11 protein-coding genes are annotated in these 12138 nt (G+C 73.4%); 4 read left to right on the forward strand and 7 right to left on the reverse strand.

Annotation, left to right across the window (positions count from 1 at the left end; all coding sequences use genetic code 11):
- The first annotated feature begins 10 nt into the window (after nt 1-10).
- Nucleotides 11-388 (forward strand): VOC family protein, encoded by a 378-nt coding sequence (locus AMK26_RS13695; RefSeq protein WP_073754898.1) that lies wholly within the window; start codon nt 11-13, stop codon nt 386-388.
- On the opposite strand, the gene AMK26_RS13700 is transcribed toward AMK26_RS13695, so the two are convergent.
- The gene (locus AMK26_RS13700) at nt 361-2418 is read right to left on the reverse strand and encodes a DUF5107 domain-containing protein (protein WP_107420942.1); all 2058 of its coding nucleotides are present in this window, start codon (nt 2416-2418) and stop codon (nt 361-363) included. The two genes, AMK26_RS13695 and AMK26_RS13700, sit on opposite strands and share 28 nt — an antisense overlap.
- Between AMK26_RS13700 and AMK26_RS37260 the strand changes: the two genes are divergently transcribed.
- Nucleotides 2408-2632, forward strand: coding sequence for a hypothetical protein (locus tag AMK26_RS37260; RefSeq protein WP_143608516.1), 225 nt, complete (start codon nt 2408-2410; stop codon nt 2630-2632). The genes AMK26_RS13700 and AMK26_RS37260 overlap by 11 nt on opposite strands.
- Here the strand turns inward: AMK26_RS37260 and AMK26_RS13705 are convergent.
- From AMK26_RS13705 to AMK26_RS13715, 3 genes are all read right to left on the reverse strand, one after another.
- Nucleotides 2598-3176, reverse strand: a complete 579-nt coding sequence (locus AMK26_RS13705) for a GNAT family N-acetyltransferase (protein WP_073754899.1) — start codon at nt 3174-3176, stop codon at nt 2598-2600. The two genes, AMK26_RS37260 and AMK26_RS13705, sit on opposite strands and share 35 nt — an antisense overlap.
- 21 nt (nt 3177-3197) lie before the next feature.
- Nucleotides 3198-3551, reverse strand: coding sequence for a hypothetical protein (locus AMK26_RS13710; RefSeq protein WP_073754900.1), 354 nt, complete (start codon nt 3549-3551; stop codon nt 3198-3200).
- Between the two features lie 107 nt (nt 3552-3658).
- Nucleotides 3659-5119, reverse strand: a complete 1461-nt coding sequence (locus AMK26_RS13715; protein WP_073754901.1) for an MFS transporter — start codon at nt 5117-5119, stop codon at nt 3659-3661.
- A gap of 235 nt (nt 5120-5354) precedes the next feature.
- Here AMK26_RS13715 and AMK26_RS13720 point away from each other — a divergent pair, with 235 nt between their 5' ends.
- Together AMK26_RS13720 and AMK26_RS13725 are read left to right on the forward strand one after the other, a co-directional pair.
- Complete coding sequence (locus tag AMK26_RS13720; protein WP_073755490.1) at nt 5355-6119, forward strand: GntR family transcriptional regulator; 765 nt, start codon at nt 5355-5357, stop codon at nt 6117-6119.
- A 55-nt stretch (nt 6120-6174) separates the two neighbouring features.
- Entirely contained in the window at nt 6175-7296 is a 1122-nt protein-coding gene (locus AMK26_RS13725; protein WP_073754902.1) for an adenosine deaminase, read from the forward strand.
- On the opposite strand, the gene AMK26_RS13730 is transcribed toward AMK26_RS13725, so the two are convergent.
- The 3 genes from AMK26_RS13730 to AMK26_RS13740 all read right to left on the reverse strand — a co-directional run bounded on the left by AMK26_RS13730 (nt 7293) and on the right by AMK26_RS13740 (nt 12132).
- Entirely contained in the window at nt 7293-9098 is a 1806-nt protein-coding gene (locus tag AMK26_RS13730) for an alpha/beta fold hydrolase (protein WP_073754903.1), read from the reverse strand. The genes AMK26_RS13725 and AMK26_RS13730 overlap by 4 nt on opposite strands.
- Nucleotides 9099-9223: 125 nt before the next feature.
- Complete coding sequence (locus AMK26_RS13735) at nt 9224-10153, reverse strand: S66 peptidase family protein (RefSeq protein ID WP_073754904.1); 930 nt, start codon at nt 10151-10153, stop codon at nt 9224-9226.
- A complete protein-coding gene (locus AMK26_RS13740; protein ID WP_073754905.1) occupies nt 10150-12132 on the reverse strand; it encodes a prolyl oligopeptidase family serine peptidase in 1983 nt (660 codons plus the stop codon). Before AMK26_RS13740 ends, AMK26_RS13735 begins: the two co-directional genes overlap by 4 nt.
- Nucleotides 12133-12138 lie beyond the last annotated feature (6 nt).

Below are 12138 nucleotides of genomic sequence, written 5' to 3' on the forward strand. Positions count from 1 at the left end.
CCTCGCCCGTATGGAGATCCTCGGCACCACGCTGCGCATCTGCGTCGACGACCTGGAGACCTCGGTGGTCTTCTACGAACGGCTCACCGGCAGCCGCGCGCTCCGCTTCGAGCGCGGCGGCGTGTCGGTGGCGGCCGTCGGCTGCTTCCTGCTGATGAGCGGGCCGGAGTCGGAGCTGGAGGTGCTGCGCAAGGTGGCGGCGACGATCGCGGTCGAGGACGTGGACACCGCGCACGCCACGCTCACCGAGGTCGGGGCGAAGGTCGTGGCGGGCCCGGTGCCGACCCCGGTGGGCCGCAACCTGATCGCCGTCCACCCGGACGGGTCGGTCTTCGAGTACGTCGACCGGAAGCCGGCTCGTCAGGCCGACCCCATCCGGAAGTCGTAGCGGTACGGCAGCGGTTCGTCGGTGGCGGCCGACCAGAGGTCGCCCAGCGTCTCCGCGCCCTCCCGCAGGTCCGGCACGTCGAAACCCGCCTCGAACACGGCCCGCGCGCCCGCCCGGTCGCCCTCGGCGAGCAGCACCCGCGCCTCCGCCAACCGGAACGCGCCGCGCTGCCGCACCTCCGGGGGCAGCCGGTCCAGCACGGCGCGGGCGGCGCCGGGGCGGCCGGCCTCCAGCAGGGCGTCCAGCGCCTCGCGGGCGAGCGCGACCAGCACGGGCGCGCCGTCCGCGCACACCGCGCCGTCCGCGCACTCCGCGCCGTCCGCGCACTCCGCGCCGCCCCCGTACTCCGCACCGCCCGCGCCGCCCGCGCCGCCCGAGGCGTCCGCGGCGCCCGAGGCGCACAGGTCGTCGAACGCCTCCGCGTACCGGTCGGCGGCCCGTTCGGGGTGGCCGCCCTCGCGGTCGGCGACGGCCAGGCAGCGCAGCAGCGGCCAGCGGGCCCAGGCGCCGCCCAGGCCGCGTTCCCAGCTGCGTACGGCCTGCGCGCGGTCGCCCGCGTGCCACTGGGCGACGCCCAGGTGGTACTCGGTGTACGGGTCCGCCGGCGCCGTTTCCAGCATGTCCCGCCAGTGCGGCGCGACGAGCGACGGGCCCGGCGGCGCGCCCCGGGGCGGCGCGGGCAGCATCCCCGTACGCAGCAACTCGCGCCACGGTTCCTGCTGTTCACCGAGCGTCGACTCCGCGAACGGCGTACCGGGGAGCGTGAACCGGCCGCGCAGCACCTCCAGCGCGCCCCACCCCGAGCCGGTCGCGAGCGGCGTGCCGGGCTCGGTGTCGGCGCACGGGCGCCACGCCCGGTACGCGGCGTCGACGTCCGCCCGGGGCAGCCGCTCCTCCAGCCGTGCCGCGACCTCCGCGCGCGCCGCGCCCCAGTCCGCGCCGTGCACGGCGCGCGGGTCGGCGCCCAGCGGCCCGTACGCCTCCAGCCAGCTCAGCTCCCCGCCCGCGTCCAGCTTCAGGTGCTCCAGTTGCGTACGGGCGAGTCCGGCCTGGATCTCGGCGTAACCGGGCGTGCCGGACGCGGTCAGCCACTCCTGCCAGCGCCGCCCGCCCCGCCCGTGCCCCCACACGAACAGCTTGCGCCCGCGCAGCAGGTCGGTGGAGGTGTGGACGAACCCGTCCCCGTCCGCGTCGAGCGCGGCGATCCACTTGCGGGAGCCGTCCGGCACCTCGTGGAACCAGTCGCCCGAGTGCGCGCTGACCAGCGGATACGTACGGTCCTCGCCGTCCTGGTACGGCACCGGGACGCGGCGCAGGGTGTGGGCGTGGTCGTGGTGCCAGGCCTCGTCGGCCGGTACCAGGACGCGCCGGTCCTCGGGGACGGCCATGTTGGTCCACCAGTAGACGGGGGCGGGCCGCTCGTGCGGGTTGCGGATCCGTACGCCCGCGTAGAGGAAGTCCGAGTCGTCGGGCAGCCACAGGTCGACCTGGAAGGGCAGGTCGCGCAGCCGTTCCCACTCCCACAGCCGGACCATGTCGCCGCCGTCGGGCGCGGGGACGACGGCGGCGTGCAGCGGGGCGCAGGTGAGGGGGGTGTGGCCGGTGGCGCCGATGTTCCATTCGATGCCGCCGGAGAACCAGGCGCCGTTGAGGGCGAAGGCGGCGGGCTGGACGACGGGGTTGCGGTGGAGGAGTTCACGCCCGGTCGGTTTGTGGTGCAGCGAGTGGACCCGGCCGCCCAGGCCGGGCAGCACGGTGGCGCGCAGCCGGTCGTTCTCGATGACGATCGCGTCGAAGGCGGTCGGGGTGCGGTCGCGCCCGTACCCGTCGAGGATCCGGGTGGGGAGCGGGGTGAGCAGCGGCGCGTAGGTGGTCTGGCGGGCCATGTCGGGTGGCATGGCCCGCCGGGTGGCGGCGTCGACGGTGCGTTTGGGCGGGTCGAGGAGGCGGAGGGCGGGGAGCGGGTTCTCCGGACCCAACGGGGCGGCCGGGAGAGTCAGTACGGCTCGGCGCACGGTCATGACGACCATGGAACACGGTGGACGCCGTACCGGCCAGGGTGTGTCGGTCGCCGGTCATCGCCTCGACCACGAGGTCGGTGAGGTCGTCCCGGCCGCGTCCGGCGGCGATCGCCGGTTCCTCGCCGGCGGCCGCGCCGATCCGGTTCTCGCGCAGGGCGCCGGCCGGCTGCGGTTCGTCCTCGGCGTCTTCAGGGCGGGTCGACCATCACTTTCTCGGACGTGATCGCCCAGCGTTCGTGGTCGCGCCAGGCGCCGTCGACGAGGAGGAACGCCGGGGAGAAGCCCTCCAGCCGGAACCCGGCGCGGCGCACGAGCGCGATCGAGGAGTGGTTGAGCGGCTGGACGTTGGCCTCCAGCCGGTGCAGGCCGAGGGGGCCGAAGGCGTGGCGGAGGACGAGGCCGAGCCCTTCGCTCATCAGGCCCCGGCCGGCGGCGTGGGCGAACGCGCCGTACCCCAGGGTGCCGTTGAGGAACCCGTCGCGGACGATGTTGCTGATGGTGAGGTAGCCCGCGATCGCACCGCCCGCCTCCCGCTCGCAGATCAGCAGGGGTTCGGCGGCCGGGCTATCGATGCGGGCGCGGGCGTAACGGGCGTACGCCTCGGCGGTGTCGGGCGGGAAGAGCCACGGCCGGTGCAGGTCCCGGCTCTCACGGGCCCGCGAGACGAACTCGTCGGCGTCCTCGTACGTGAAGTGCCGGATCCCGACACGCGGGCCCTGGGCCAGGTACGGGGGGTGGTGCGGGGCGCTGGCGCCTTTCGCGGACATCCGGTCAGGGTAGCGAGGGCGTCAGCGGTCGTTCTTCGGACGGTCCGGCACACTCTTGCGTGGGCACTTCTCGCCCTTCTTCATCACATCGAGGGAGAGGGTGCGGCCGCCGAGGTCCGTGCCGGGCGCCGGATGCTGGGAGCAGACCTTCCAGTTGGACGGCCACAGCACCGTACGGTCGTAGCCGCTGGCGTCCCGCACCTCGACCTTGGTGCGGTAGTCCATGGTCGTGAAGACGGTCATGAGCCCCTTGCCGGTGAAGTCCGGCAGCGGCGGGCCGGCGGCGGTCGCCGCGGCCGCCGTCCCGGCCGTCGTCCCGGCCGTCGCCGTCAGCGCGAGGACGAGCCCCGCGGTCACCGTGGCCGCACGCTTCACTGTCGCCTCCTGAGGTGGACGAACGCCTGCCGCCCCGTGCGACCAGGATGTGCAGATCCTGGGCGCGCAGGGGCGGTGGGGCGGGCCGTACGGGTGAGGCTCCCGGGTCAGTGGTGGCTGACGACCAGCTGGGGCTCGTCGGTGCCGGCGGTGTCGGCCGGGTCGGGGCGCTGGATGAGCAGCGCGGTGACGACGCCGATGCCGAGCAGGGCGAGCGCGGCGTACATGGCGTGCTGGTAGCCGGCCTCGGTGACGCCCTGGGCGTCGCTGCCCGCGCTGATCATGGCGGAGGCGAGGGCGATGCCGAGGGAGGCGCCGATGCCGAAGCAGGCACCGTTGAGGCCGGAGAGGGAGCCGGGCTTGTCCTTGGGGGCGGTGGTGACGGCGAGGCCGTTGAGGCCGGTGAGCATGAAGCCGCCGTACGTGACACCGAGCGCGGCGAGCGCGGTGACCAGGATCCACTCGCTGTGCAGGAACAGCGTGGCGAAGACGAAGATCGCGAAGTTGGCGACGGCGCCGGCGACCACGACCGTACGCCAGCCGATCTTCGGGCCGAGGCGGCCGGTCAGGGGGGCGGAGACCACGCCGATCAGCTGGATCGGGGCGAGGAAGAGGATCGCGGCGGTGACGGCGGACAGGCCGAGGCCCACGCGGGCGTCCTGGGAGAAGAGCGGGATGGTCAGCGCGATCGCGCCGAAGGCGCCACCGAGGGTGCAGACGGTGGTGAGCAGCAGCGGCCAGGCGCGGCGGGAGGCGAGGACGTCGAGGTCGATGACCGGGTTGGGGGCGCTCTTCTGCGAGACGACGAAGAAGACGAGGGAGGCGAGGCCGCCGAGGAGGAAGCCGAGGGTGAGCGCGGAGGTCCAGCCCCAGGCGCCGCCCTGGGCGAGGCCGACGAGGATGCCGGTGAGGCCGAGGGCGAGGGCGGAGATGCCGCGGGCGTCGAACCGGGCGTCGGCGTCGGTGGTGGGCGGGACGTCGGGGACGTACCGGCGTACGCCGATGAGGCCCGCGACGGCGATCAGGGTCGAGCAGACGAAGATGCCGCGGAAGCCGATGGTGTCGGCGATCTGGCCGCCCGCGATGGCGTCGACGCCGGCGAGGCCGCCGTTGACGGCGGTGATGATGCCGGCCGCCTTGCCGAAGCCGGCCGGGGTGAGCAGCTGGTTCAGGGTGAGGAAGGCGAGCGTGAACATCGCGGCGGAAATGCCCTGCAGGACGCGGCCGGCGATGAAGATCTCGATGTTCGGCGCGAAGACGCACAGCAGGTTGCCGATGATCAGGACGAACGCGCAGACGATCATCATCGGCTTGCGGCCGCGCTGGTCGCTGAGGCGGGCGAGCGTGACCTGGCCGATGGCGGCCATCAGGAAGAAGAGGGTCTGCGACAGTCCGGCGGCGGCCGTGGTGGTGCCGAGGCGCTCGATGACGTCGGGCAGTGCGGGGCTGAGCATGGTCGCGTTGATCTGGTAGCCGAGGACGGCCAGGACCATCGCCAGCAGCATCGGGCCGCGGCCCGCGAGGTCGGATTCGGCTCCGGAACGCGTCCGGCCGAGCGAGATGGACATGTCGGCCCCTTTGCCTTGGATGTCATGTCGAGAGCGGTGAAACAGCTCGCCTCTTGCCCTTGTCAGACAAGTGCTGCTGAGACAGATTGGGATCTACGCGCGTAAACGTCAATACCTTCGGGCCAACTTTTCGCATTCACCCAGCTCAGCACGGCTGAATCGAGACCGAACCGCCATTGCCGACCCCACCCACCGGGGCATAACTTGCAGACAAGTGAGCCGAGGAGGGGCAGTGGTGGTCAGCAGCGCGGAGCAGCGGAGACCGGTGGTGGTGCTGTACGAGCGGATCGTGGACGCCATCCACGCCGGCACCTACCCGCCCGGCTCCACCCTCCCCTCCGAGCCGAAGCTCGCCGCCGAGCTGGGCGTGAGCCGCCCCGCCCTGCGCGAGGCCCTGCTCCTGCTCCAGGAGGACGGCCTGCTCTCGGTACGCCGCGGGGTCGGCCGGACCGTCGCCGACCGCCCGCCCCGGCGCGGCTTCGAGCACATCCAGCCGCTGGAGGAGCTGATCGGCGCGGGCGCCCCCGTCCGCGTACGGGCGCTGCTGCGGGCCGTCGAGGAGCCCACCGACTTCACCACCCAGCACCTGCTCGCGGCGGCCCGCGCCCGGTTGCGCTTCTGGGAGTCGCTGCTGGTCGGGGACGGTACGGCGGCGGCGCTGAGCCAGGAGTGGGCGGCCGCCGAGGACGTCCTGGCGGGCGCCCACCCGGGTTTCGCGCGGGCGTTGGAGGCCGTCGCGGCCGGGCCGGACGCCGCCGCCGCCCGTACGTCGATGCTCGCGGTACTCGTCTCGTCGTCGCGGGGCGTGCCGCTGAGCGCGCACAGCAGCGTGACGGCGACGCTGGTAGGGCAGCGGCGCGGTGAGCAGCTGGGCCGGCCGGCCGACACCCCGGCCGTCCTGATCACCCAGGTCGTGCGTGCCGGGGACACCCCCGTCCTGGCGGCCAAGCACATGCTGCCGACGGGCGCGGCGGCCCTCCCGGTGCTCCAGTCCAACTGAGCCTGTCGGCTGCGTCACGGCACCGGGCCGGGAGCGTGCCGTACACTCCGGCTCCATGCACTTGTCTGACAACCTCCCCACCGCCGCTCCCGCCACCGCCGAGGCCACCCCCGAGGCCGCCGCCGAGGCCGCCGCCGACTGGATCAGCCGCGCCCCCAAGGCGGTCCTCCACGACCACCTGGACGGCGGCCTGCGCCCCGCCACGATCATCGAGCTGGCCCGCGAGTGCGGCTACACCGGCCTGCCGACCGAGGACCCGGCCGCGCTCGGCGTGTGGTTCCGCGACGCCGCCGACTCCGGTTCGCTGGAGCGCTACCTGGAGACGTTCGCCCACACCTGTGCGGTGATGCAGACCCGCGAGGCGCTCTTCCGCGTCGCGGCCGAGTGCGCCGAGGACCTGGCGGCGGACGGTGTCGTCTACGCCGAGGTGCGCTACGCCCCCGAGCAGCACCTGGCGGGCGGCCTGACCCTGGACGAGGTCGTCGAGGCGGTGAACGACGGCTTCCGCGAGGGCGAGCGCCGCGCGGGCGGCCGGATCACCGTCGGCACGCTGCTGACCGGTATGCGCCACACGGACCGTTCGCTGGAGATAGCCGAGCTGACCGTCGCCCACCGCGAGCGCGGCGTGGCCGGGTTCGACATCGCGGGCGGCGAGATCGGCAACCCGCCCTCCCGCCACCTGCCGGCCTTCCAGCACCTCAAGCGGCACAACTGCCACTTCACCATCCACGCGGGCGAGGCCGTCGGCGCCGAGTCCATCCACGAGGCCGTCCAGGTCTGCGGTGCCGAGCGGATCGGGCACGGCGTACGCATCACCGACGACATCGCCGAAGACGGCACGCTCGGCCACCTGGCCGCGTACGTCCGCGACAACCGCATCGCGCTGGAGGTCTGCCCGACCTCCAACCTCCAGACGGGCGCCGCGAAGGACTACGCGACGCACCCGATCGACCAGCTGCGCCGCCTCGGCTTCCGCATCACGCTGAACACCGACAACCGGCTCGTCTCCGGCACCACCATGAGCCGGGAGTTCCAGCACATGGCGGACGCCTTCGGCTACGGCCCCGAGGTCTTCGAGGAGTTCACGGTCGCCGCCGTCGAGGCCGCGTTCCTGCCGCTGCCGGAGCGCCGCCGCATCATCGACGAGGTGATCCGCCCGGGTTACGCGGCCCTCTAGCGCAACGTCCCGCCGACGACGGGAAGGTGGAGCACCCCGGTGTCCTGCGGGGCGCTGGTGACGGTCACCGGCTTGATGCCGCGGTTGCCCAGGTACGCGGAGTCGCTCGCGGCGATCACGAACTGGAGCCGGTGCCCCGCCTCGTACCGGTGCACGATGCCGGGCAGGTCCACGGTGAACGGCCGGGTCACATCCGGCACGCGCACGGGTGCGACCAGCCGCTCGACCAGCGTCTTCGTGCCGTCCGGGGCGATGTCGTACACCTTGGCGAAGAGCACCAGTTTGTCGGCGGCGTCCCCGGAGTGCTGCACCCGCTCGGTCTTCGGCGAGATGACGCGGAGAGTGGCCCTGGGGGCGCCGACGACGTCGACGGGGCCCTTCAGGGGCCCGCTGGTCCAGCCGAGGTAGGTGCCCTGGGTGTCGTACGGCTTCGGGTCGGCGATCCCGATCAAGCCGGCGAGCGAGGACTCCGAATGGCTGGTCGGGACCAGCCAGTTGCGGTACTCCCGGGCGCCGCGCGCCACCTTGGCGCGGTTGTCGACGAGCTTGCCGTCGCCGGACAGGTAGAGCTTCTGCGACAGCGGCGGCACGGCGGCGGCGGTGCCGTACCCCGGCTGCCAGTCGCGGTAGTAGGCGAACGCGGGCCCGGTGTCCGTACCCGTCCTCTTGTGCAGGTGGCGGTCCAACCAGGCGAGGATGCGCCTGCCGACGTAGCTGGTCTCAAGGTTGCCCTCGCCGAGGTTGAGCTCGCCGCTCGCCGGGTCGGTGAGCCCGCCGCTGTGGCCCCACGACTGCCAGATCATCTTGGTCTCGGTGCCCTGCTCCCTGAGCTGCTCGTAACTGGCCTGTGCCTCATTGAGGTTGAACAGGCTGTCCGCCTGCCCCTGGATGAGGAGCGTCGGCGCCTTGACCTTGCCGAGGTACGAGACCGGGGAGACGCTGCGCGCGAAGTCGAGCATCTCCTGCGTCTTCCCGGCCGGGTAGCGGCCGGAGTTGAGCAGCCGGACGGTCTCACAGGCACGGGTGACGAAGTGCAGGCAGCCGAGGCCGTTGATCCGGGAAGGGTCGAGGGACGGCACGAGCAGCGGCTGCCCCTCCCCCATCAGGTAGAAACCGTTGGACCACTGCCACTTGAACGCACCGGGGACGGTGCGCGAGGCGTTGTTGGGGTCCAGCGAGTACGCCAGGTCGTGCCAGGTGATCATCGGTACGAGGGCGTCGACGCGCTGGTCGACGGCGGCCGTGGCCAGCTGGACGACGCCGCCGTACGAGCCGCCGATCATGCCGACGCGGGGGTCGCCGTGGCCGTCGGTGGTGACGAAGTCGGCCCTGGTTCCGTCGTCGGCGGCGCGCGTGCCGCCGAGGAAGTCGATGAGCCGGGACGCCGCTTGGCCGTCGATGCGCGGATCGTCGAGCGAGATCAGACAGCCGGACTTGCCGAACCCGAGTCCCGAGTAGACGAGGGCGGCATAGCCGCGCTGGGCGAACGCCTTGCCGATGGCGTCGGTGGACCCGTCGGACTTGCTGCCGCCGAACCCGTTGGTGGCCAGCACGGCGGGCACCCGGTGCGCTGCGTCCGCCCCGGCGGGCCGGTAGAGGTCGGCGTCCACGGTGCAGTCGCGCCCGCCTGCGTCGACGGTGAACGTCAGTGCCGTGACGGTGAACTGCCCCGGCGCCTGGGCGGCCGCCGCCGGCGGTACGGTCACGGCGAGCGGCGCGACGAGCGCGGCACCGGCCGCGAGGACGAGGGACGTACGGAGCCGGGGCAGGGGCAGCGGGCGCGACAACACGAAGACCTCCACGACGAGGAGACTTACCGACCGGTAAGTACCGGGTCGCGCTCATCGTGTGACACGTGTCAGATCCACGTCAACGCTCGTACAGTGCTTTCTTGACGCGAATTCAACAAAATTCCGCACGCGCGCTCTCAGCGCAGTGCGGGCTCGTCCAGGGTGAGCGTGCCCGCGTCCGCGTCCAGGACCGCCGGGACACCGAGGGGCACCGTCAGGTTGGTGGGGCTGTGGCCGAAGCCCAGTTGTTCGACGACCGGTACGCCGAGGGGCGCCAGCCGGTCCAGGAGCGTGGCGCGGACCTCGGGGTAGGGCCCGCACTCCTCCCAGGAGCCGAGCGCGATGCCCGCGACGCCGTCCAGCCATCCGGCGCGGAGGAGCTGGGTGAGGATGCGGTCCAGGCGGTACGCCTCCTCGCCGATGTCCTCCAGCAGGAGCAGGCCGCCCCTCGTGGAACGGCGGCCGTGCGGGGTGCCGAGGTCGGCGGCGAGGAGAGCCAGGCAGCCGCCCAGGGTGACGCCCCGGGCCCGGCCGGGAACCATCGGCCCGGCACCTTCCAGGCCCAGGGTACGGACCGTCTCGGGTTCGAACAGCGTGGCCCGCAGCGACTCCTGGGTGGCGGCGTCCTTGAGGAACGTGACCACCCCCGCCATCGGGCCGTGCAGCGTGGCCAGCCCCATCCGTACCGCGAACGCCTCGTGCAGCGCCGTCACATCGCTGTAGCCGACGAACACCTTGGGCCCGGCGGCCCGGATCGCCGTCCAGTCGACCAGGTCGACCATGCGCTGCGCGCCGAACCCGCCGCGCGCGCAGATCACCGCCGAGACGGACGGGTCGCACCACGCCTCCGTCAGGTCACGGGCACGGTCCCCGTCCGCTCCCGCGAGGTACGGCAGCTCGGGGTGGACGTCCAGGACGTGCGGCAGCACCACGGGGTCGAGCCCCCAGCCGCGCAGGATGTCCAGCCCGGCCTGAAGGCGGTCCTCGGGCACGGGGCCGCTGGGCGACACGACCGCGACCCGGTCACCGGGTCGCAGACGTGCGGCGCGTTCCAGCGGCGCCGTCACTTCCGCAGCTCCAGCAGCGGCACGTCGAGCCGGGCGATCCCGAAGACCTGGACGTACAGCGCCAGTTCGGACTCCAGAGCCCGGACCACGGTGTCGGCCCGCCGGAAGCCGTGCCCCTCCCCCTCGAAGGCGATGTACGCGTGCGGTATGCCGCGCCCCGCCATCGCCGCCAGGAACCGTTCGCACTGCGCGGGCGGGCAGATGACGTCGTCGAGCCCCTGGAGCAGCAGGAACGGCGAGGTGATCCGCTCGACCTGGGCCAGTGGCGCCCGCTCCCGGTAGCGGCCGGGGACGTCCTCGGGCGGCCCGATCAGCGACTCCAGGTAGCGGGACTCGAAGTCGTGCGTCTCCTCCGCCCACCCGGTCAGGTCCAGGACCGGGTAGAGCAGCGTGCCGCAGGCGTACACGTCGGTGAGGGCCAGGGACGCGGCGGCGGTCCAGCCGCCCGCGCTGCCGCCCCGGATCGCGAGGCGGGCCGGATCGGCGGTGCCCTCGGCGGCGAGCGCCTCCGCGACGGCGGCGCAGTCCTCGACGTCGACGACGCCCCACTGCTCCCGCAGCCGCTCGCGGTAGGACCTCCCGTACCCGGTGGAGCCGCCGTAGTTGACCTCGGCGACGCCGATGCCACGCGAGGTGAAGTACGCGATGGCCAGGTCCAGGACGAGCGGGGCGTTTCCGGTGGGCCCGCCGTGCGCCCACACCACATAGGGCGGCAGTTCGTCGTCGGGGGCGATCCGGTCGGGGTTGTGCGGCGGGTAGATGTGGGCGTGGATCTCGCGGTTGTCCGGCCCGGTGAAGGTGCGGATCTGCGGTTCGGGGTAGTACGCCGGGTCGACCGGGTCGTCATGGGCGGAGCCGACGACCCGGGTGCGGCCGGTGCTGGTGTCCAGCTCGACGACCTCGTAGCCGCTGCGCGGGCTGGCCGCCACGCCGATGACGCGCGACCCGTGGCCTGTGAGCGTGGGGGCCCATTCGGTCCACGGGCCCGGGGCGTCGACCACCTCGCCGGTCTCCGGGTCGAGTATGCCGAGGCTGGTGGCCCCCCTGCCGTGGATGACGGCGATCGTCCCGTCGTCCAGCGGCTGGAACCACTTCATCCCGATCTTCCACAGCGGGCCGCCGAACTCCTCCGCCCGCCCCGTGCACAGAGCGGCCGCCTCCGCGCCGGGCCTCATCCGCCGCAACTCCCACCAGCCGCCCGCGTCGGAGACGAACAGCAGCGAGCCGTCCGGTGCCCAGTCGACCTGGCAGACCGACTCCTCCGGGCCCCCGGCGACAGCCCGCACCCCGGTGAACGGTCCGCCGTCCGTGACGTCACCGGTCATCACCGTCGTGCCGTCCCACGGCATCCGGGGGTGGTCCCAGGCGAGCCACGCGGCCCGCCGGCCGTCCGGGGAGAGCCGTGGCCCGGTGACGAACCGGTGCCGGTCGCCGGTCAGCTCCCGCACCGCGGCCCGGTCCTCGGCCGCCGACCCGTCGAGCGGGACGGCGGCGACGACGCGCCGCACGTCGCCCGGCCCCTCGCCGGTGAACTCCTCCAGGACGCACCACACTTCGCCCCGGTCCAGGCGGATGACCGGGTCCACCCAGCGCATGCCGCCGCCCACGCCGGACACCGGGGTGAGCGGCGCCGGTTCGCCGTCGCCGTCCGGCTCGTACGCGTACAGCCGCTGGTCGGGGAAGTGGCTGAAGACGACGAGCGGCCCGCCGCCCTCCTCCCCTACCGCCCCGGCCCAGGACTGTCCGCCGTACTCGACGACTCTGCTGCGTACGTTCCAGGGGGCGGGCAGCACCGGTTCCTCGGAGCCGTCCGGCCGCCGGCGCACCAGGGCACGTCTGCCGCCCTCGGCGGGCCTCGGCTCGGTCCACCACACCTCGTCGCCGACGACACCGACGAACTCGGGACGCCCGTCGTGCGCGGCGGCGAGACGCGCGTCGATCGGTGACGGCCAGGTTCCGTAAGCCCCCGTGGGTACCATGTCCGG

Source organism: Streptomyces sp. CB03234 (assembly GCF_001905885.1).
GTDB lineage: Bacteria > Actinomycetota > Actinomycetes > Streptomycetales > Streptomycetaceae > Streptomyces.

Bases quoted from the DNA above. Each gene is read 5' to 3' on its own strand.
- AMK26_RS13725 (WP_073754902.1), top strand. From the start codon at position 6,175: ATGCACTTGTCTGACAACCTCCCCACCGCCGCTCCCGCCACCGCCGAG.
- AMK26_RS13740 (WP_073754905.1), bottom strand. From the start codon at position 12,132: ATGGTACCCACGGGGGCTTACGGAACCTGGCCGTCACCGATCGACGCG.
- AMK26_RS13715 (WP_073754901.1), bottom strand. From the start codon at position 5,119: ATGTCCATCTCGCTCGGCCGGACGCGTTCCGGAGCCGAATCCGACCTC.
- AMK26_RS13705 (WP_073754899.1), bottom strand. From the start codon at position 3,176: ATGTCCGCGAAAGGCGCCAGCGCCCCGCACCACCCCCCGTACCTGGCC.
- AMK26_RS37260 (WP_143608516.1), top strand. From the start codon at position 2,408: ATGACGACCATGGAACACGGTGGACGCCGTACCGGCCAGGGTGTGTCG.
- AMK26_RS13700 (WP_107420942.1), bottom strand. From the start codon at position 2,418: ATGGTCGTCATGACCGTGCGCCGAGCCGTACTGACTCTCCCGGCCGCC.
- AMK26_RS13695 (WP_073754898.1), top strand. From the start codon at position 11: ATGGAGATCCTCGGCACCACGCTGCGCATCTGCGTCGACGACCTGGAG.